This is a genomic window from Paenirhodobacter sp. (genome assembly GCF_041916475.1).
Classification (GTDB): domain Bacteria; phylum Pseudomonadota; class Alphaproteobacteria; order Rhodobacterales; family Rhodobacteraceae; genus Rhodobacter.
Genome location: NZ_JAYRZN010000013.1, coordinates 16,676 through 35,232 on the forward strand (window position 1 = coordinate 16,676; position 18,557 = coordinate 35,232).

Here is an 18,557-nt window from a genome sequence, read left to right on the forward strand (position 1 = left end):
TCGAGGCGGGGCGGGCTGCGTTCACCATCGCGACGTTGGCTTGTGGTCCCAGCCCTGCTGCGCGTCGCCCTTGCCCTGCCGCCGGTCCCGGGGCATGGTCGCGCCGAAACGGAGGGCGCGATGTTCTATCTGGGGATCGATGGCGGCGGCACCGGCTGCCGCGCGGCGCTGGCCGATGCGGAGGGCCGGATCCTCGCGCGCGCCGAAGGCGGCCCTGCAAACATCGCCTCGGATTACGACGGCGCGCTGCGGGCGCTGCGGCAGGTGGCGGCGGAGGTGGTGGCCGGGCGCGGGCCGGTGCGCGCGGTGCTGGGCCTTGCGGGCGCGAACCTGTCCGGCGCGGCGGAGCGGCTGGCGGCGGAGCTGCCCTTCGAGGCGCGGGTGGTGCAGGACGTGACGACGTCGGTGCGCGGCGCGCTCGGGCCCGCGGACGGGATCGTGGCCGCGATCGGCACCGGCTCCGTCTTTGCCCGGCAGCTGGGCGGGCAGGTGCGCGCCATCGGCGGCTGGGGGCTGCGGCTCGGCGACGAGGCGTCGGGCGCCTGGATCGGGCAGCGGCTGCTGGCGCGGGTGACGCGCGGCCTCGACGGCTTCGTGCCACTGACGCCGCTTCTGGCGGAGCTTGCCCGCGAACTGGGCGGCCCGGCCGGGATCGTGGCCTTTTCGCTGCGCGCGACGCCCGCCGACTGGGCCCGCCATGCGCCCCGCGCACTGCAGGACGATCCGGCCGCGCAGGCCGTGCGCGCCGAGGCCGAGGCCGAGGTCCGCGCCGCGATCACGCTTTTGCAGCCCGGGGCCGCCCTGCCGGTGACCTGGCTCGGCGGGCTCGGCGCGCAGCTCGCCCTGCCAGACTGGCCCCGGCGCGCGCCGCAGGGCACCGCCCTCGACGGGGCATTGGCGCTCGCGCGCGAGGAGGCGACATGGAAGACCCCCTGATCCTGACCGGCGCGCGGGTGTTCGACGGCAGCCGCTTCGTCACCGGCGATGTGGCGCTTCAGGGCGGGCGCTTCGTGGCGCCCGGCGCGGGGCGGCGGCTGGACCTCGGCGGCGGCGTTCTGGCGCCCGGGCTGATCGACCTGCAGGTGAATGGCGGCGGCGGCATCATGCTGGATGGCGATGCCACGGTGGAGCGGATCGCCACGATCTGCGCCGCCCATGCCCGCCTCGGCACCACCGGGCTTCTGCCCACGCTGATCACCGACAGCCGGGCCGCGACGCAAACCGCGCTGGCGGCCGGGATCGCGGCCGTCACCCGGGTGCCGGGCTTTCTGGGCCTGCATCTGGAGGGGCCGCATATCGACCCGCGGCGCCCTGGCTGCCACCCGCCCGGCCATATCCGCCCGATAGACGAGGCCGATATGGAGACCCTGCTGGAGGCGCGCACCGGCCTGCCCGCGCTGATGCTCACGCTGGCGCCCGCGGCCGCCACGCCGGAGCAGATCGGGCGGCTGGCGGCGGCGGGGATTTTCGTCTCGCTCGGGCATGCGGAGGCAAGCATGGCCGAAGCGGCGGCGGCGGTGGCGGCGGGCGCGCGCGGCGTGACCCACCTGTTCAACGCGATGAGCCAGCTCGGCGCGCGCGAGCCCGGGATGGTGGGCGCGGCGCTGAGCCTGCCGGTGGCGGCGGGGCTGATTGCCGACGGGGTCCATGTGGCGCCCGAGGTGATGCGCCTCGCGCTGCGGCTCGCGGGGGAGCGGATCTATCTGGTGAGCGATGCGATGGCCGTGGCCGGCACGGATCTGGCCGAATTCCCGCTGGCCGGGCGGCGGATCCTGCGCCGGGACGGCGCGCTGCGGCTGGAGAACGGCACGCTCGCCGGGGCGGATCTGAGCCTGCCGCAGGCAGTGCGCACCCTCATCGGGCTCGGTGTGGCACCGGAGGTGGCGCTGGCGATGGCCTCCTCACGCCCGGCGGCGCTGATCGGGCACCGGGCGGAGATCGCGCCGGGCCTGCCCGCCGATCTCGTGCATTTCGACGATGACTGGCGGCTGACCCGGGTCTGGCAGCGCGGTCAGGAGAAATCTTCGGCCGCGTAGCCCTGCATGTACAGCAGCGCGGTCAGATCGCCATGGTTGATGCGGATGTCGCATTGCGCGGCCACGGCGGGCTTGGCATGCAGCGCCACCCCGGCCCCGGCCAGATGCAGCATGCCGAGATCGTTCGCGCCATCGCCCACCGCCATCACCTCCTCGGGGCGGAGCCCGAGCCGCGCGGAAATCTCGTGGAAGGCCTGCACCTTGGCCTCGCGTCCGAGGATCGGGCGCGAGGGCACGCCGGTCAGGCGGCCATCCTCGATCAGCAGCACATTGGCGCGGTTCTCATCGAAGCCAAGCGCCTGCGCCACATAGCCGGTGAAGGCGGTGAAGCCGCCCGAAACCAGCGCGCAATAGGCACCGTTCGCCTTCATCGTGCGCAACAGCTCGGCGCCGCCCGGCATGAAGGTGAGGCGCTCGTCGATCACCTGCCGGATTACCGTCTCCGGCAGGCCCTTCAAGAGGCCCACGCGCTCGGTCAGCGCGCCTTCGAAATCCAGCTCGCCGTTCATCGCGCGGGCGGTGATTTCCTTCACCCGCGCGCCGACGCCCGCCACATCGGCCAGCTCGTCGATGCATTCCTGCTGGATCATGGTGCTGTCCATATCGGCCAGCAGCATCCGCTTGCGCCGCCCCTCGGCGGGCTGGATCAGGCTGTCGATGCCGATGCCCTGCAGCCCTTCCCAGACCTCCCAGCGGTTCGCGGGCAGGGCCTGCAGCGGGAATTCCGCGGCGATGCCATAGTTCAGCCAGCGCACGCCGCCGCCGCCCCAGGCGTCGCGCAGCGCCTCCACGGTGACGCGGTCCAGGTTCGGCGCCTTCGGGTCGGCGAGCAGGGTGACGACGTACATGAGCGCTCCGCAGGGTTGTTTGCGCCGCCTTAGCGCAGATCGCCCCGCAGCACCAGCGGCGGCAGCTCGTGCAGCGAGCCGATCGCATGGCCGCCGACCGACTGCGCCGCGCCGAGCGCCGCAAGCCGCAGCCCCGCCGCGCGCGCCGCCCGCGCGCCGGTGCCCGAATCCTCCACCGCCATCACCTGCCGCGGCGCAAGCCCGAGGAGCGCAAGACCCTTGCGGTAGGGCTCCGGATCGGGCTTGCCGAGGGTGACATCGTCGAAGCTCACCGTGCCGCGCAGGAAGCGGTCGAACCCGCCCGCGCGCAGGCAGGCATCCATCACCCGCCGCCCCGAATTCGACACCGCCACCTGCGCGATGCCGGCTTCGGCAAAGGCCTCCATCGCCGCGCGCGCGCCGGGCATGGTCGGCACTTCGCCGACGGCAGCGATGAAGCGGTCCTGCAGCCGGGTTTTCCAGGCCTCGCGGGTGATGCCTGCGGGCATCTGCGGCGCGAGCACGGCCCAGATCGCATCCTGGTTCATGCCGAGAAAGCGCTCGGGCGGATCGCGGCGCAGGTCGATCCCGAGAGCGAGGCAGACCTCGATCATGCCTTGGTGATGGGTGGGCTCGCTATCTACCAGCGTGCCATCCACGTCCCAGGCGATACCGGCGATGGCTGTCTCGGTCATGCGGCGTCCTTTCCTGCTGGCGGCAGATGACCCCGGATCGGCGCCGATGTCCACCGCTCGCGGCCTGGAGCCATGGAAACAAATATTCCCTTCAGGAAATCTTTGCTTTTGGCGCCGATCCGGCACATATGCTAAGGGGTCACCGCAGGGGGATGGCATGGGCAAGAACGATTTCATCGGCCGGAAATCCAAGGCCGCGGGGGGCTGGGGCGCGCTGAAAAGCTGCGGCGCACGGCTGATGGAGATGGGGCGCCCGGTGACCGGGGCGCGCACGCTGCTGAAGGCCAACCAGCCCGACGGGTTCGACTGCCCCGGCTGCGCCTGGGGCGACCCGGAGCATGGCTCCTCTTTCGAATTCTGCGAAAACGGGGTGAAGGCGGTCTCCTGGGAGGCGACGGCGAAGCGGGTGACGCCCGCGTTCTTTGCCGCGCATCCGGTGGCGGAGCTGCGCGGCTGGAGCGATTACGACCTGGAGCATCAGGGCCGGCTGACCCATCCGATGCGCTACGATGCCGCGGCGGACCGCTACCTGCCGGTGAGCTGGGAGGCGGCCTTCGCCGAGATAGGCGCCACTTTGCGCGGCCTCGACAGCCCGGACCGGGCGGAATTCTATACCTCGGGCCGGGCAAGCAACGAGGCGGCCTTCCTGTATCAGGCCTTCGTGCGGCTCTATGGCACGAACAATTTCCCGGATTGCTCCAACATGTGCCACGAGGCCTCGGGCGTCGGGCTGACCGAGGCGATCGGCATCGGCAAGGGCACCGTGCGGCTGGAGGATTTCGAGCTGGCCGAGGCCATTTTCGTGATCGGCCAGAACCCGGGCACGAACCATCCGCGCATGCTGGCGGACCTGCGCCGCGCGGCCGAACGCGGCGCCCGCGTGGTGGTGTTCAACACGCTGAAGGAAAAGGGCCTGCAGCGCTTCGCCGACCCGCAGAACAAGCTGGAGATGGTGCTGGGCGGCTCCGAGGCCACCTCCACCGATTACTACCAGCCGCGGCTGGGCGGAGACATGGCCGCGGTGCGCGGCATGGCGAAGGCGGTTTTTGCCGCCGAGGCCGCCGGGCGCGCGGTGATCGACCATGCCTTCATCGCGGAGCATACCGAGGGGCTGGCGGCCTGGGAGGCGGAGGTGAGCGCCACGCCCTGGGAGCAGATCGAGGCACAATCCGGGCTCAGCCGCGCGCAGATCGAGGCGGCGGCCGAGGTCTATATGGGGGCGCAGAGCGTCATCACCACCTGGGCCATGGGCGTGACCCAGCACCGCCATTCGGTGCAGACGATCCGCGAGATCGCGAATTTCATGTTCCTGCGCGGCAATATCGGGCGGCCGGGCGCGGGGCTGTGCCCGGTGCGCGGCCATTCCAACGTGCAGGGCGACCGCACCATGGGCATCAACGAAAAGGCGCCCGAGGCCTTCATCGCCGCGCTGGAGGCGGAGCTGGGCCAGGCGCTGCCGCGCGGGCATGGGCACAATGTGCTGGCCGCGATCGGGGCGATGCTGGATGGCTCGGCGCGGGTGTTCGTGGGGCTCGGCGGCAATTTCGCCCGCGCCACGCCCGACAGCGCGCTGATCGCCGCCGCGATGGACCGGCTGGAGATGAGCGTGCATGTGGCCACGAAGCTGAACCACGGGCACCTGCTGCCGGGCAAGGTGGGCTTCCTGCTGCCCTGCCTCGGGCGCACGGAAATCGACCGCAACAGCCGGGGCGCGCGGCAGATCGTCACCGTCGAGGATTCGATGTCGATGGTGCATGGCTCGGGCGGGATCAACCTGCCCGCCTCCGAGCATCTGCGCTCCGAAGTGGCGATCGTGGCCGGGATCGCGCAGGCGACGCTGGGCGATGCGGTGCTGGACTGGGCGGGCCTTGCCGATGACTACGACCGCATCCGCGAGATGATCGCCCGGGTGCTGCCCGCCTTCGCGGACTTCAACGAAAGGGTGCGGGTGCAGCGCGGCTTCTGGCTGCGCAACCCGGCCTCGGAGCGGGAATGGCGCACGCCGGGGGCGCGGGCGCGCTTCGCGGCGGAGCCCCTGCCCGCCCAGACCGAATGGCAGAAGGCCTCCGCGGGCGAGGGCCTGTTCGTGATGCAGACCTTCCGCTCGCATGACCAGTACAACACCACGATCTACGGCATGGACGACCGCTACCGCGGCATCTATGGCGAGCGCCATGTGGTGTTCATGAACCCCACCGACATTGCCGCGATGGGCGCCGCCGCCGGGGACCGGGTGGATGTGATCGGGCCCTCCGAGGACGGTATCGCCCGCATCGCGGAGGATTTCCGGCTGGTGCCCTACGATATCCCGCAGGGCTGCGTCGCGGGCTATTACCCGGAGCTGAACGCGCTGGTGCCGCTCGGCGCCTTCGGCGACAAGAGCTTCACGCCCGCGTCGAAATCCATCCTGGTGTCGTTCCGCCGCCGATGAGCCCCGAGGCTTTCATGGAGCGGGTGGCGGATCTGGCCGGGCGGGCCGGGCTGCCCGGCATCGGCGCCGGGATCCTTGTGGCGGCCGATGCGGGCGAGGCCACCGACAGCCGCGCCTTCGCCCGGCTGCTGGGCGTGGCCCATGCGCTGGTGCTGCGCGACTGCGTGGCGCTTGAGGAGGCCGGGCTGATCACCGTGGAGCGCCGCGATGCCCGCACGCACCGGCTGTTCTACAGCCTGACGCCTGCGGGCCGCGCGTTGCTTTAGGCGCCCCGCAGGGTGCCCCCCGTCGCCTTGGTGACCTTCTCGACGATCTTGGCGGCCACCGCCTCGATCTCGGCATCGGTCAGGGTCTTGTCCTTCGGCTGCAGCCGGACCGCGAGCGCGATCGACTTCTTGCCCGCCCCCATCTGCTCCTCGGCCTTGGCGCCGGTGAACTGGTCGAAGACCGAAACCTCCGCAATCAGCGCCTTGTCCGCGCCGAGGGCCGCGTTCACCGCCGTGATCGCCTCCACGCCACTATCGACGACGAAAGCGAAATCGCGCTCCACCGCCTGCAGGCCGGAAATCGCCAGCGCCGGGCGGGTGGGCGTCTTCGCCTTCGGGAAGGGCGCATTTTCGAGCCAGATGGTGAAGGCCACCGCCGGCCCCTTCACGCCCATTTGCCGCAGCACTTTGGGGTGCACCTCGCCGAACGTGGCGAGCACATTGGGCCCGAGCGCCACATTGCCCGCCCGCCCCGGATGCCACCAGCCCGCGAGCTTGCGGTTGATCTGCACCCGCGCGGGCGCGCCGATTGCCGCCAGCACGGCCTCGGCATCCGCCTTGGCATCATAGACATCCACCGCCCGGCGCGAGGCCCAGGGTTCGCGCGGGGCCGAGGCGCCCACCAGCAGCCCCGCCGCCTGCAGCACCTGCTCGCCGGGCTCGCCGCCGGTGAAGGCCGGGCCCACCTCGAACAGCGCCAGATCGGCGAAGCCGCGCGCCTGGTTGCGCGCCGCCGCCTGCAGCAGCCCGGGCAGCAGATCGGGGCGCATATGCGTCATTTCCGAGCTGATCGGGTTTTCCAGCCGCGTGGCCTCGGCGCCGCCGCCGAAGAGCGCAGCCGAAGCCGCGTCGATGAAGCTGTAGGAGACGCATTCATTATAGCCGAGCGCCGCGATGGTACGCCGGGCCATGCGCTCGCGCATCTGCATCGGCGTCAGGATCGGCCCGGGCACGCCCGAAACCTCGCGCGGCAGCGGCTTGCCCTGCAGCTTCGTGAGCGAGGCGATGCGGGCCACTTCCTCCACCAGATCCGCCTCGCCCAGCACATCGGGGCGCCAGCTCGGCACCCGGGCCATGTCGCCCTCGAAGGTGAAGCCCAAGGCCTCCAGCGTGGCGCGCTGCGTTTCGGCCGGAATGTCCATGCCGACAAGGCGCGACACCCGCGCCGGATCCAGCCGGTAGGCCCGCGCCGTATCGGGTACCGCGCCATCTACCACCACCGCGGACGCCTCACCGCCGCACAGATCGAGCACCATCTGCGTCGCGAGCTCCAGCCCCGGCAGGGTGAAGGCCGGGTCCACCCCGCGCTCGAAGCGGTAGCGCGCATCCGAATTGATCTTCAGCGCCCGGCCCGCCGCCGCGATGGTGATCGGGTCCCAATAGGCGCTTTCGAGGAACACATCGGTGGTGGCCTCGGTGCAGCCCGAATGCTCTCCGCCCATGATGCCCGCGATGCTCTCGGGGCCATTGGCGTCCTTGATCACCATCTGCCCGGGGCGGAGCGCATAGGTCTTGCCGTCGAGCGCGAGGATCTCGTCGCCCTCCGCCGCCGGAACGATGCGCAGCTTGCCCTGCACCTTTGCCGCATCGAACACATGCAGCGGGCGGTTCAGGTCATAGGTGAAGTAGTTGGTGATATCGACCAGCTTCGAGATCGGGCGCAGCCCGATCGCCTCCAGCCGCTCCTTCAGCCAGTCCGGGCTTTCGCCATTGCTCACGCCGCGGATCAGCCGCCCGGCAAAGAGCGGGCAGCCCTTTTCCTTCAGCGTCGGGTCGATCTCCACCCGGATCGGGCTTTCGAACCCGCCCGGGACGGCCTCGATCTCCAAGGGCTTCAGCTGGCCGAGCCCGCGCGCGGCCAGATCGCGCGCGACGCCGCGCACGCCCAGGGCATCGGGGCGGTTCGGCGTGATCTTGATCTCGATCACCGGATCGACCGCATCGGGGCGGTTCTCCGCGAGCCAGTCCACGAATTTCTGCCCGACGGTGCCGGAGGGCAGCTCGATGATGCCGTTATGCTCGTCCGACAGCTCCAGCTCGCGCTCCGAGCACATCATGCCGAGGCTTTCCACGCCGCGGATCTTGCCCACGCCCAGCGTGACATCGATCCCCGGCACATAATCGCCCGGCTTCGCCAGCACGACGGTGATCCCCGCCCGCGCATTCGGCGCGCCGCAGACGATGGTCTTTTCGCCCTCATCGGTGAGCACGGTGCATACGCGCAGCTTGTCCGCATCGGGGTGCTTTTCCGCATGGAGCACCTTCGCCAGCGTGAAGGGCGCAAGCTTCGCCGCCGGGTTCTCGACGCCCTCGACCTCGAGCCCGAGATCGGTCAGCGCATCGGCGATCTCCTCGACGGTGGCCGTGGTGTCGAGGTGGTCTTTCAGCCAGGAGAGGGTGAATTTCATTGCCCCGTTTCTTTCAAAATAGTGTCGTCAATGCTGCAACGCATACGACAATAACGACAAAACTAGTGTTGCCCATAACGACCGACTGCGACTGCCGAAACATCCTTTCCTTCTTAAGAAGGTCCTCCATGAGAGCATCTTGCATTGCTGACGCGCGAACGTTCGGATCGCTTTCTTTCAGTTTAACGAAGTCATGCTGATCAATTTGCCGGATACCTTTTAGGGACCAGCAAAGTGGAAGCAACATGATGAACGCAGAAACAGAAAAGGCAAACAGTAGCAGATTTTGCGGTGTAGCCGTTGCGGGGGGCACGGTTCCCGCCCCACTTCCGGCAACCATTATAGCGACGATACTCGCAAGCGAGAAGCCGAGCGCAAACACAACAACAGACGCAAGTGTGGCACTCTTTGCCTCAACCTTCTTTAAGGTTCCAAGGAGTATTTGGTGTGCTTCCGCATTCAGGATAATTTTATCATCGTCTTTCGGGCCCGTCACATCGCGATTTGACAAGGACGCATAAGCCTCCATCCGTGGCTTTAAATCCTCGCTTGAGAAGGAAGTTTTTCCACGAGAGCTGCAGCGTCTCAAATTAGGGAAAATCGCAAAACACGCGATAGAAACCGGCACCAAACCGCATACAACAAAAAGGATTTCGCTCACCTGCTCAGCCCCCCGAACACCGTCGGCAGGTCCAGCGCCTGGAACCCGTAGTGCCTGAGCCAGCGCAGGTCGCTCTCGAAGAAGGCGCGCAGGTCGGGGATGCCGTATTTCAGCATCGCGATCCGGTCGATGCCCATGCCGAAGGCGAAGCCCTGCCATTCGGCCGGATCGATGCCGCCCGCTTCGAGCACCTTCGGATGCACCATGCCGGAGCCGAGGATTTCGAGCCAGGAATTGCCCTCGCCGATCTTCAGCTGGCCGCCCTCCCAGGAGCAGCGGATATCGACCTCCGCCGAAGGTTCGGTGAAGGGGAAATGCGAGGCGCGGAAGCGCAGCTCCACGTTCGGCACTTCGAAGAAGGCCTTGCAGAATTCCTCCAGCGTCCATTTCAGGTTCGCCATCGAAATGTCGCGCCCGATCGCGAGGCCCTCGACCTGGTGGAACATCGGCGTATGGGTCTGGTCCATATCCATACGGTAGACGCGGCCGGGCGCGATCACCCGGATCGGCGCGCCGGTCTTCTGCATCGCGCGGATCTGCACCGGCGAGGTATGGGTGCGCAGCACATGCGGCGGGCGCGGGTCGGCCGGGTCGCGCGCCATGAAGAAGGTGTCGTGCTCCTGCCGGGCGGGGTGCTCGGGGGCGATGTTCAGCGCGTCGAAGTTGTACCAGTCAGATTCGATCTGCGGCCCTTCGGCCACGGCGAAGCCCATATCGGCGAAGATCGCGGTGACCTCGTCCATCACCTGCGACACCGGGTGGATCGTGCCCTGGCGGCGCGGGCGGCCGGGCAGCGTCACGTCGAGCCATTCGCCCTTCAGCCGCGCATCGAGCGCCGCATCGGCCAGCGACTCTTTCTTCGCGCGCAGGGCGGCGTCGATTTCGGTCTTGAGCAGGTTCAGCGCGGCGCCGGTGGTCTGGCGCTCCTCGGCAGACATCTGGCCCAGCTCGCGCATCTTCAGGCTGATCTCGCCCTTCTTGCCAAGCGCCGCGAGCCGCAGCTCCTCCAGCGCCGGCTCGTCCGAGGCCTGCGCGATCCCGTCCAGGTATTTCGCCTTCAGCTGGTCGAGCGCGTCCATGTTCGTCTCCTGATTGGTCGCAGCCGTGCTACCCGCGGCCCGGCCGCATTTCAAGCGGATGAAACAAAAACCCCGCGCTAGGCGGCTGCCGGCGCGGGGTTCGGTATGCAATCCCGTGTGAGGGGAGATTACGCAGCCGCGGCAGCCTTCGCCTTTTCGACGATGGCGCCAAACGCTTCGGGCTCGTGGATGGCCAGATCGGCCAGAACCTTGCGGTCCACTTCGATCCCGGCGAGCGCCAGGCCGTTGATGAAGCGCGAATAGGTCATTTCCAGGTCGTAGGCGCGGACAGCGGCGTTGATCCGCTGGATCCACAGCGCGCGGAAGTTGCGCTTGCGCTGCTTACGGTCGCGGGTGGCGTACTGGTTCGCCTTGTCGACGGCCTGGGTGGCGGTACGGAAGTTGCGCGAACGGGCGGAGTAGTAGCCCTTGGCGGCCTTCAGGACCTTCTTGTGTGCGGCGTGGGTAACCTTGCCGGATTTGACGCGTGCCATGTGTCGGTCTCCTGATCAGCGGTTGTAGGGCATGTATTTCTTGACGATCTTCGCGTCCGAATCGGACAGGACCATCGTGCCCGCGCTGTCGCGGATGAACTTCGTGCTGCGCTTGATCATGCCGTGGCGCTTGCCAGCAGGACCAGCGATCACTTTGCCGGTTGCAGAGAATTTGAACCGCTTCTTTGCGGCCGACTTGGTCTTCATCTTGGGCATTTCCATCTCCTCTTTCGAGTGGTGAATGCGCGACTCGGCATGCCACACCGGCCGGCCGCACATGTATTCAGGGGGCGGCCATTACAGGACCGCCCCCCGCTTGTCCAGCATGGATCGGAATTATTCCGGATCGGTGCGGAAGATCAGCCGCTCGTCGCAGGGCGCGACGCGCAGGATGTTGGTGGTGCCCTGCACGTTGAAGGGCACGCCGGCCACGACCACGATCTGGTTGGCCTCGTCGGCGAAGCCATAGTCGCGCGCGGCACGGGCCGCATTGACCACCGCCATCTTGAAGCGCTCGACCTCGTTCGAATGCACCGTATGCACGCCCCAGCTCAGGCACAGCCGCCGCAGCGCTACGGTCTCGGGCGAGAGCGCGATGATCGGCACCCGCGGGCGCTCGCGCGCGATGAGGTGCACCGTCTTGCCGGTCTGGGTGTAGCAGCAGATCGCGGAGATATCCGTCGATTCGGCGATCTCGCGCGCGGCGGCCACGATGCCATCGGCCACGGTCTTGCGCTGCACGCTGCGCGAGGCCTCGATCACCTCGCGGTAGGTGAGGTCGCTCTCCACCGAGCGGGCGACGGCGTTCATCGTCGTCACCGCCTCGACCGGATAGCGCCCGGCGGCGGATTCGGCCGAGAGCATGATCGCATCGGCGCCCTCATAGATCGCCGTCGCCACGTCGGAGACTTCGGCGCGGGTCGGCACCGGGCTCTCGATCATGCTTTCCAGCATCTGCGTGGCCACGATCACCGGCTTCGCGGCGGCGCGGCACTTGCGGATCAGCCGCTTCTGGATCGGCGGCACCGCTTCCACCGGCAGCTCCACGCCGAGGTCGCCGCGCGCCACCATGATCCCGTCCGAGACCTTCAGGATCTCGTCGAAGGCGCGCTCTGCCGCGGGCTTCTCGATCTTGGAAAGGATCGCCGCCCGGCCCTTGGCCAGCGCGCGCGCCTCGGTCACGTCCTCGGGGCGCTGCACGAAGCTCAGCGCCAGCCAGTCCACCCCCAGCCCGCAAGCGAATTCCAGGTCCTTGCGGTCCTTTTCCGAGAGCGCCGCCAGCGGGAGCAGCACGTCGGGCACGTTCACGCCCTTGCGGTTGGAGATGGTGCCGCCGGTGGTGACGATGCAATCGGCGAAATCGGCGCCGCAGTTCTGCACCTTCATCCGGATCTTGCCGTCATTGACCAGGAGCCGCGCGCCGGGCTCCAGCGCGGCGAAGATCTCCGGATGCGGCAGGCAGACGCGGTGGCCGTCGCCCTCCGCCGGATCCAGGTCGAAGCGGAACTGGTTGCCTTCCTCCAGATCGGCCGCGCCGGCGGCGAAGGTGCCGACGCGCAGCTTCGGGCCCTGCAAGTCCGCGAGGACCGCGATCGGGCGGCCCGTATCGGCCTCGATCTGGCGGATGATCTCGTAGCGGGCCTGCTGCTCGGCATGGCTGCCGTGGCTCATGTTCAGGCGGAACACATCGGCTCCGGCCTCGAACAGCGCGCGGATGGTTTTGTAATCGGAAGATGCGGGGCCGAGCGTGGCCACGATCTTGACGTTGCGAAGGCGTCTCATGCTGCCTCGATGCTTAAGTTTCAAACGTTTCGTGGGCCGCGCCCAGCTATGAAGCAATTTCTTCGCGCAGGCAACTGGCACCCGCCCGCAGGCTCGCGTAAATCTGCCGTAACGGAAACGAACGACGCAATGATGACCACGACAGAACACTCCGCCTACCGGATCATCGACACGGGGCGGGCCGCGCGCTGGCTGGTGACGGTGGACCATGCCACGAACCGGGTGCCCGATTGGGTCGCGGGGGGCGATCTGGGCGTCGCGCCCGCGGATATGGGGCGCCACATCGCCTATGACGTGGGGGCGCTCGGGGTCGGCGCGGTGCTGGCCGACCGGCTGGGTGCACCGCTGATCCACAGCGATTTCTCCCGCCTGGTGATCGACCCGAACCGCGGCGAGGACGACCCGACGCTGGTGATGCAGCTCTATGACGGCACCCTCATCCCCGCGAACCGCGGCATTTCCAATGCGGCGGTGGCGGAGCGGCTGGAGCGGCTGCACCGGCCCTATCACGCGGCGCTGGAGGAGATGGCGGCGCGGCGCCCCGATGTGGTGCTCTGCGCGATCCATTCCTACACGCCCTGCCTGCGCGGCCACGCGCCGCGGCCCTGGGAGGTCGGCGTGCTGTCCTCGCACAAGGACCGGCGCCTGGCCGAGCCGCTGATCGCGGCGCTGGCCGGGCTCGGGCTCTGCGTCGGCGACAACGAGCCCTATGCCGGGCATCTCGATGGCGATTCGATCGACCGCCACGCCCTGGCACCGGGCCGCCCCAATGTGCTGATCGAGGTCCGCAACGACCTGATCCGCGATGCTGCGGGCCAGGCCGAATGGGGCGCGCGGCTGGCGCCGGTGCTGGAGCGGGTGCTGGCCGAAAGCGGGCTGTGACCAGGTGACGCGGAAAATCCGCTGGGCGGATCGGTGCGGCCGTGGCATAGCCGGGGCATGAGGGCCTTTCGCGCAGAACAGGATCTGGCATCCCTTGCCATGGGGCTGGCGCTGGCGCTGGTCCTGCTGCTGCGGCTGCTCGGGCCCGGGCTCCTTGCGCAGGCGCAGCCGGGCTATGTGCTGATCTGTACCGGCACCGAAATGGTCGCCGTGCCGCTGGGCCCGGATGGCGCCACCCCCGAGCAGGACGACACATCCCGCCCTACCCCGATGCCCTGCCTGTGGCACGCGGGCTTTCTCGCGGTGCTGCCGGTGCTGCTCGCGCTTCTGGCGCTTCTGCCGCGCCCGGCGCCGGCCCGGCCCGCGCTATGGGCCTGCCCGCCCGCGCAGGGCGCGCGGGTGCCGTTCCTGGCCCGCGGGCCACCCCTGATGGCTACATGATCCGCTGAAACGCCCGGCCGCGGCCGGGAACGGACCATTTCTGCCTGCAGGAACCCCCATGAACTCTTCCACGCAACGCGGGGCGCAGCCCTCCGCGCTTTATCGCATGCTCTGGCGCTGGCATTTCTTCGCCGGGCTGCTGACGCTTCCCTTCGTCCTGATCCTTTGCATCACCGGCGCGATCTATCTGTTCAAGGACGAGATCAACGACCGCGCCTACCCCGGGCTGCGCTTCGTTACGCCCGAAGCCCAGGCGCCGCAGCCCGCCTCCGCGCTCATCGCGGCGGCCAGTGCGGCGCAGCCCGGCACGGTCAAGACCTACCTCCCCGCTGCCGCCCCCGGCCGCTCCGCCGAGGTGCGCATCGCCACGCCCGAGGGCGGCAAGGCCTCCGTCTTCGTCAACCCCTGGACGGCGCAGGTGCTGGGCCAGCAGGGCGATGGCGGCGCGGCCGGATCGCCCGCGATGCTGCTGGTGCGCAAGCTGCACAGCCTCAAATATTTCGGCTGGGTCACCGAGCGCATCATCGAAGGCGTCGCGGGCTGGATGATCCTGCTCAGCGCCTCGGGCCTCTATCTGTGGTGGCCGCGCGGCCAGACGGGCGGCGTGGTCTCGGTGCGGGGCACGCCGCGCAAACGCGTGTTCTGGCGCGATGCCCATGCGGTGACGGGGGTGTTTGCGGCGGGCTTCATCCTGTTCCTGGCGCTGACCGGCCTGCCCTGGTCCGGCTGCTGGGGGGCGAAGTTCTACGATTTCGCCTATCGGGCGGGGATGGGCATGCCGGATGGTTACTGGGACAGTGTGCCCGTCTCCACCGTCCCCGTGAAAGAGGTGGTCGACCATGCGCCCTGGATCATGGAAAACCAGCCCGTGCCGCTTTCCTCCGCCGCCGCCGGCATCCCCGCGAAGATCGACGACGTGATCGCCACCGTCGAGGCGCGCGGCCTTGCGCCCGGCTATGCGCTCAGCATCCCGGCGAAGCCCACCGGCGTGTTTACCACCTCGGTCTACCCCGACGACATCACCCGCGAGCGCGTGATCCATCTGGACCAGTATTCCGGGCAGGTCCTGTTCGATATGGGGCTTGCGGAGCTCGGGCTGTTCGGGCGGCTGGCGGAATGGGGGATCAGCTTCCACATGGGCCAGGCTTTCGGCCGCACGAACCAGCTGATCCTGCTGGTGGCGCTGATCGCCATCGCGGGCCTGCCGCTTTCGGGGGTGGTGATGTGGTGGAAGCGGCGCCCGGCGGGGCGGCTTGCGGCGCCGCGGCTGCCGGTGGCGGAGGGCGCGCCCTGGGTGCTGCTGTCGATGGCGGTGGTGGCGGGGCTGTTCTTCCCGATGGTCGGGCTGTCCATGCTCGTGTTCGCCGCGGTGGAGCTGGCGGGCCTAGGGCTGCGCCGGGCGCGCCACGCCTGAACCGGAAGGCCCCGCCAGTGGCGGGGCCTTTGCATCAGATCGCGTTCTTGCGCGCTTCGTCGATATAGATCTCGCGCAGGTGCTTCGTCACCGGGCCGGGCGCGCCGGTGCCGAGCGCCACGCCATCCACCTCCACGATCGGCATCACGAAGGCCGAGGCCGAGGTATAGAACGCCTCGTCCGCGCCCTGCGCTTCCTCGATGGTGAACAGCCGCTCTTCGATCTTCATCTGCCGCTCGGCCAGGATCGTCATCAGCGCGGCGCGGGTGATGCCGTGCAGGATGTCGTTCGACAGGGGCCGGGTGATGATCGTGTTGCCCTTCACGATATAGCAGTTGTTGGACGAGCCCTCGGTGACATAGCCGTCCTCCACGAACCATGCGTCGTCCTTGCCCGCGGCTTCGGCGGCCATCTTCGACATCGACGCATAGAGCAGCTGCACGGTCTTGATGTCGCGCCGGTGCCAGCGCAGATCGGGCACCGAGATCACCTTCACGCCCTTGTCGACCTTGGGGCTGTCGAGCATATGCGGCTGTTTCTGGGTATAGAGCACCACCGTGGCCGGGGTGCCCGCGGGCGGGAAGTGGAAATCCCGGTCGCCCGCATTGCCGCGCGTCACCTGAAGATAGACCCCGCCAAGCGTCAGCCCGTTCAGCTCCACCAGCTTGCGGTGGATCTCCAGCCATTCCTCGCGGCTCTTCTCGCAGACCATCTGCAGCTCTTTGAGCGAGCGGTTCAGCCGCGCCACATGGCCGTCGAAATCGGTCAGCTTGCCGTCGAGAACGCAAGTCACCTCATAGACCGCATCGCCCATCACGAAGCCCCGGTCGAAGATCGAGACCTTCGCTTCCTCCTCGGGCAGATACTCGCCATTCAGATAGACGATCCGGCTCATCACGTTCTCCTTAGCCCCACAGGCCCGGCTCGGGCGGGAATACACTGCCGCCGTCATAGCGCAGCGGCGCCTCGCGGTCTTCGGCCAGAAGCAGCGGCCCGTCAAGGTCCACCACCTCCGCGCCCTGCGCCACGAGCACCGCCGGCGCCATCGCGAGCGACGAGCCCACCATGCAGCCGACCATCACCTTGTAGCCCTCCGCCCGCGCCAGATCGCGCAGCGCCAGCGCCTCGGTCAGCCCGCCGGTCTTGTCGAGCTTGATGTTGATCATGTCATACTTGCCATGCAGATGCGCGAGGCTCTCCCGGTCGTGGCAGCTTTCATCGGCACAGACCGGCACCAGCCGATCGAGCCCGATCAGGTCCTGATCCGCCGCCGCAGGCAGGGGCTGCTCCACCAAAGCCACGCCCAGCCGCTGCAGATGCGGCGCGAGGTCCAGATAGACCTCCTTCGTCCAGCCCTCATTGGCATCGACGATGATCGTGGCCTCGGGCGCGCCCGCGCGCACCGCCTCCAGCCGGGGCATGTCGTCGGGCGTGCCGAGCTTGATCTTCAGGAGCGGCCGGTGCGCATGCTGCGCAGCCTTGCGCCGCATCGCCTCGGGGGTATCGAGCGAGAGCGTATAGGCCGTGGTCAGCGGCCCGGGCGCGGGCAGGCCCGCCATCTCCCAGGCGCGCTTGCCCGCGGCCTTCGCCTCCATGTCCCACAGCGCGCAATCCACGGCATTGCGCGCGGCCCCGGGCGGCAGCGCCTCCTGCAGCGCGGCGCGGGTGATGTCGCCGGGCAGGCTCTCGATCTGCGCGGTGACGCTTTCGAGGCTTTCGCCGTAGCGGGCATAGGGCACGCATTCGCCCCAGCCCAGCACGCCGCCGCGCTCCACCCGTACCGTCAGGACCCTGGCCTCGGTCCGGCTGCCCCGGGAAATGGTAAAGACTTCGGCCAGCCGGAATACATCGGCCGTAACGCTGATCATGCGGATCCTCCAGAGGCTCGCGGCAGGGTTTCAGATCGCGTCCAGCGCGTCCACCAGTTTCACCGCGCCGAAGCGGAACGGGTCGGTGGCGGGCAGGCCCATCTCGGCCTCGATCTGCGCCAGATAGGCCAGCGCCTCGGCCTCGGGCATATGCTGGGTGTTGACCGAAACGCCCACCACCTTGCAGGCCGGATTGGCCACCTGCGCGCAGCTCAGCGCCAGCGCGCGCAGCGCCTCCAGCGAGGGCAGCGTGTAGCCCGGCAGGCCGCGCATATGCGGCCGCGTCGGTTCGTGGCACAGCACCAGCGCATCGGGCTGCCCGCCATGCACCAGCGCCATCGTCACCCCGGAATAGGAGACGTGGAACAGGCTGCCCTGGCCCTCGATCAGGTCCCAGTGGTCGGCGTCATTGTCGGGCGTCAGCCATTCCACCGCGCCGGCCATGAAATCGGCGATCACCGCATCGAGCGGCACGCCATTGCCGGTGATCAGGATCCCGGTCTGGCCGGTGGCGCGGAACGTGGCCTTGGTGCCGCGCGCGCGCATTTCCTTTTCCATGCACAGCGCCGTGTACATCTTGCCGACCGAGCAATCCGTGCCCACCGCGAGCATGCGCTTGCCGCTGCGCTTCACGCCATTGGCGATCGGGTACTCGACCGTGGGCACGCGCACGTCGTGCAGCTGGCGCCCGCAGGCCTCCGCCACCGCGACCAGCTCGGGCTCGTCGCGCAGCAGGTTGTGCAGGCCGGAGGCGAGGTCGAAGCCCTCCTCCAGCGCCGCCACCAGCACCTTCTTCCAGGCCGGGCTGATGACGCCGCCGCGATTCGCCACGCCGATCACCATGGTCTTGCAGCCCGCGGCCTTCGCCGTGGCGAGGTCCATGTCCGGCAGGCCCATATCGGCCTTGCAGCCCTCCATCCGGAACTGCCCCACCGCATATTCCGGGCGCCAGTCCTTGATGCCCTGCGCGACCTTCGCCGCCAGCGGATCGGGCGCATCGCCCAGGAACAGGAGATAGGGGGTTTCGATCAGCGACATGGTGTCCTCTCTGCTGTCTGGATGCGCCCTGTGCCGGGCCATTGCGCCCAGAATAGCCTCCATGTGCGGGATTTCCTCGGAAACTGCGGGCCGAAGCCCACCGCAGCAAGAAGAATCTTCGACAGATCCGCCATTGCGCCGCAGATTTATGCAGAAGTTTCTGCGGGCGCGAGGATTCCAGGAGCGCGGCCGGCCAGCTTCGGCCCGAAAACAGCGCACTTGCAGCATTGCGCGC

18 protein-coding genes are annotated in these 18,557 nt (G+C 68.7%); 7 read left to right on the plus strand and 11 right to left on the minus strand.

Annotated elements, in window-relative coordinates; genetic code table 11:
• The first annotated feature begins 120 nt into the window (after positions 1–120).
• Both ACOMG5_RS07305 and nagA read left to right on the plus strand, forming a co-directional pair.
• The gene (locus ACOMG5_RS07305) at positions 121–936 is read left to right on the plus strand and encodes a BadF/BadG/BcrA/BcrD ATPase family protein (RefSeq protein WP_420343137.1); all 816 of its coding nucleotides are present in this window, start codon (positions 121–123) and stop codon (positions 934–936) included.
• Positions 921–2,036 (plus strand): N-acetylglucosamine-6-phosphate deacetylase, encoded by a 1,116-nt coding sequence (nagA, locus tag ACOMG5_RS07310; protein ID WP_420343138.1) that lies wholly within the window; start codon positions 921–923, stop codon positions 2,034–2,036. Before ACOMG5_RS07305 ends, nagA begins: the two co-directional genes overlap by 16 nt.
• On the opposite strand, the gene serB is transcribed toward nagA, so the two are convergent.
• A complete protein-coding gene (serB, locus tag ACOMG5_RS07315; protein ID WP_420343139.1) occupies positions 2,012–2,884 on the minus strand; it encodes a phosphoserine phosphatase SerB in 873 nt (290 codons plus the stop codon). The two genes, nagA and serB, sit on opposite strands and share 25 nt — an antisense overlap.
• A gap of 29 nt (positions 2,885–2,913) precedes the next feature.
• Positions 2,914–3,558, minus strand: a complete 645-nt coding sequence (locus ACOMG5_RS07320) for an HAD family hydrolase (RefSeq protein WP_420343140.1) — start codon at positions 3,556–3,558, stop codon at positions 2,914–2,916.
• A 157-nt stretch (positions 3,559–3,715) separates the two neighbouring features.
• On the opposite strand from ACOMG5_RS07320, the gene ACOMG5_RS07325 reads away from it, so the two are divergent.
• Positions 3,716–5,989 carry an FdhF/YdeP family oxidoreductase gene (locus ACOMG5_RS07325; protein ID WP_420343141.1) on the plus strand — a complete coding sequence of 758 codons (2,274 nt, stop codon included), beginning with the start codon at positions 3,716–3,718 and terminating at the stop codon, positions 5,987–5,989.
• A complete protein-coding gene (locus tag ACOMG5_RS07330) occupies positions 5,986–6,255 on the plus strand; it encodes a hypothetical protein (RefSeq protein ID WP_420343142.1) in 270 nt (89 codons plus the stop codon). The genes ACOMG5_RS07325 and ACOMG5_RS07330 overlap by 4 nt, the downstream gene beginning before the upstream one ends.
• Here the strand turns inward: ACOMG5_RS07330 and pheT are convergent.
• The 6 genes from pheT to pyk all read right to left on the minus strand — a co-directional run bounded on the left by pheT (position 6,252) and on the right by pyk (position 12,679).
• A complete protein-coding gene (gene pheT / locus ACOMG5_RS07335; RefSeq protein WP_420343143.1) occupies positions 6,252–8,663 on the minus strand; it encodes a phenylalanine--tRNA ligase subunit beta in 2,412 nt (803 codons plus the stop codon). The two genes, ACOMG5_RS07330 and pheT, sit on opposite strands and share 4 nt — an antisense overlap.
• Before the next feature lie 13 nt (positions 8,664–8,676).
• Positions 8,677–9,324, minus strand: a complete 648-nt coding sequence (locus ACOMG5_RS07340) for a hypothetical protein (RefSeq protein ID WP_420343144.1) — start codon at positions 9,322–9,324, stop codon at positions 8,677–8,679.
• Complete coding sequence (gene pheS, locus ACOMG5_RS07345; RefSeq protein ID WP_420343145.1) at positions 9,321–10,403, minus strand: phenylalanine--tRNA ligase subunit alpha; 1,083 nt, start codon at positions 10,401–10,403, stop codon at positions 9,321–9,323. Before pheS ends, ACOMG5_RS07340 begins: the two co-directional genes overlap by 4 nt.
• 128 nt (positions 10,404–10,531) lie before the next feature.
• On the minus strand, positions 10,532–10,897 hold the full coding sequence (gene rplT, locus ACOMG5_RS07350; protein ID WP_420343146.1) for a 50S ribosomal protein L20: 366 nt from the start codon (positions 10,895–10,897) through the stop codon (positions 10,532–10,534).
• Between the two features lie 15 nt (positions 10,898–10,912).
• Positions 10,913–11,113 carry a 50S ribosomal protein L35 gene (rpmI, locus tag ACOMG5_RS07355; RefSeq protein WP_420343147.1) on the minus strand — a complete coding sequence of 67 codons (201 nt, stop codon included), beginning with the start codon at positions 11,111–11,113 and terminating at the stop codon, positions 10,913–10,915.
• 120 nt (positions 11,114–11,233) lie between these two features.
• A complete protein-coding gene (gene pyk / locus ACOMG5_RS07360) occupies positions 11,234–12,679 on the minus strand; it encodes a pyruvate kinase (protein WP_420343148.1) in 1,446 nt (481 codons plus the stop codon).
• 132 nt (positions 12,680–12,811) lie between these two features.
• Between pyk and ACOMG5_RS07365 the strand changes: the two genes are divergently transcribed.
• The 3 genes from ACOMG5_RS07365 to ACOMG5_RS07375 are packed head-to-tail and all read left to right on the plus strand — an operon-like array spanning position 12,812 to position 15,416.
• Entirely contained in the window at positions 12,812–13,561 is a 750-nt protein-coding gene (locus ACOMG5_RS07365; RefSeq protein WP_420343149.1) for an N-formylglutamate amidohydrolase, read from the plus strand.
• A gap of 57 nt (positions 13,562–13,618) precedes the next feature.
• On the plus strand, positions 13,619–14,002 hold the full coding sequence (locus tag ACOMG5_RS07370; RefSeq protein ID WP_420343150.1) for a hypothetical protein: 384 nt from the start codon (positions 13,619–13,621) through the stop codon (positions 14,000–14,002).
• A gap of 58 nt (positions 14,003–14,060) precedes the next feature.
• Positions 14,061–15,416, plus strand: coding sequence for a PepSY-associated TM helix domain-containing protein (locus ACOMG5_RS07375; RefSeq protein ID WP_420343151.1), 1,356 nt, complete (start codon positions 14,061–14,063; stop codon positions 15,414–15,416).
• A 34-nt stretch (positions 15,417–15,450) separates the two neighbouring features.
• On the opposite strand, the gene ACOMG5_RS07380 is transcribed toward ACOMG5_RS07375, so the two are convergent.
• Genes ACOMG5_RS07380 through dgcN form a run of 3 tightly spaced genes read right to left on the minus strand, consistent with a single transcriptional unit; the run spans position 15,451 to position 18,316 of the window.
• Positions 15,451–16,311, minus strand: coding sequence for a D-amino-acid transaminase (locus ACOMG5_RS07380; protein ID WP_420343152.1), 861 nt, complete (start codon positions 16,309–16,311; stop codon positions 15,451–15,453).
• Positions 16,312–16,321: 10 nt separating this feature from the next.
• Complete coding sequence (gene dgcA / locus ACOMG5_RS07385) at positions 16,322–17,284, minus strand: N-acetyl-D-Glu racemase DgcA (RefSeq protein ID WP_420343153.1); 963 nt, start codon at positions 17,282–17,284, stop codon at positions 16,322–16,324.
• A 30-nt stretch (positions 17,285–17,314) separates the two neighbouring features.
• Entirely contained in the window at positions 17,315–18,316 is a 1,002-nt protein-coding gene (gene dgcN, locus ACOMG5_RS07390) for an N-acetyltransferase DgcN (RefSeq protein ID WP_420343202.1), read from the minus strand.
• Positions 18,317–18,557: the final 241 nt, after the last annotated feature.

Excerpts from the sequence above, each read along its gene's own strand:
- pheS (WP_420343145.1), bottom strand. The coding sequence starts at position 10,403 with ATGGACGCGCTCGACCAGCTGAAGGCGAAATACCTGGACGGGATCGCG.
- nagA (WP_420343138.1), top strand. The coding sequence starts at position 921 with ATGGAAGACCCCCTGATCCTGACCGGCGCGCGGGTGTTCGACGGCAGC.
- ACOMG5_RS07305 (WP_420343137.1), top strand. The coding sequence starts at position 121 with ATGTTCTATCTGGGGATCGATGGCGGCGGCACCGGCTGCCGCGCGGCG.
- dgcA (WP_420343153.1), bottom strand. The coding sequence starts at position 17,284 with ATGATCAGCGTTACGGCCGATGTATTCCGGCTGGCCGAAGTCTTTACC.
- ACOMG5_RS07325 (WP_420343141.1), top strand. The coding sequence starts at position 3,716 with ATGGGCAAGAACGATTTCATCGGCCGGAAATCCAAGGCCGCGGGGGGC.
- ACOMG5_RS07375 (WP_420343151.1), top strand. The coding sequence starts at position 14,061 with ATGAACTCTTCCACGCAACGCGGGGCGCAGCCCTCCGCGCTTTATCGC.
- ACOMG5_RS07380 (WP_420343152.1), bottom strand. The coding sequence starts at position 16,311 with ATGAGCCGGATCGTCTATCTGAATGGCGAGTATCTGCCCGAGGAGGAA.
- rplT (WP_420343146.1), bottom strand. The coding sequence starts at position 10,897 with ATGGCACGCGTCAAATCCGGCAAGGTTACCCACGCCGCACACAAGAAG.
- ACOMG5_RS07370 (WP_420343150.1), top strand. The coding sequence starts at position 13,619 with ATGAGGGCCTTTCGCGCAGAACAGGATCTGGCATCCCTTGCCATGGGG.
- ACOMG5_RS07320 (WP_420343140.1), bottom strand. The coding sequence starts at position 3,558 with ATGACCGAGACAGCCATCGCCGGTATCGCCTGGGACGTGGATGGCACG.
- rpmI (WP_420343147.1), bottom strand. The coding sequence starts at position 11,113 with ATGCCCAAGATGAAGACCAAGTCGGCCGCAAAGAAGCGGTTCAAATTC.
- pheT (WP_420343143.1), bottom strand. The coding sequence starts at position 8,663 with ATGAAATTCACCCTCTCCTGGCTGAAAGACCACCTCGACACCACGGCC.
- serB (WP_420343139.1), bottom strand. The coding sequence starts at position 2,884 with ATGTACGTCGTCACCCTGCTCGCCGACCCGAAGGCGCCGAACCTGGAC.
- ACOMG5_RS07365 (WP_420343149.1), top strand. The coding sequence starts at position 12,812 with ATGACCACGACAGAACACTCCGCCTACCGGATCATCGACACGGGGCGG.
- ACOMG5_RS07330 (WP_420343142.1), top strand. The coding sequence starts at position 5,986 with ATGAGCCCCGAGGCTTTCATGGAGCGGGTGGCGGATCTGGCCGGGCGG.
- pyk (WP_420343148.1), bottom strand. The coding sequence starts at position 12,679 with ATGAGACGCCTTCGCAACGTCAAGATCGTGGCCACGCTCGGCCCCGCA.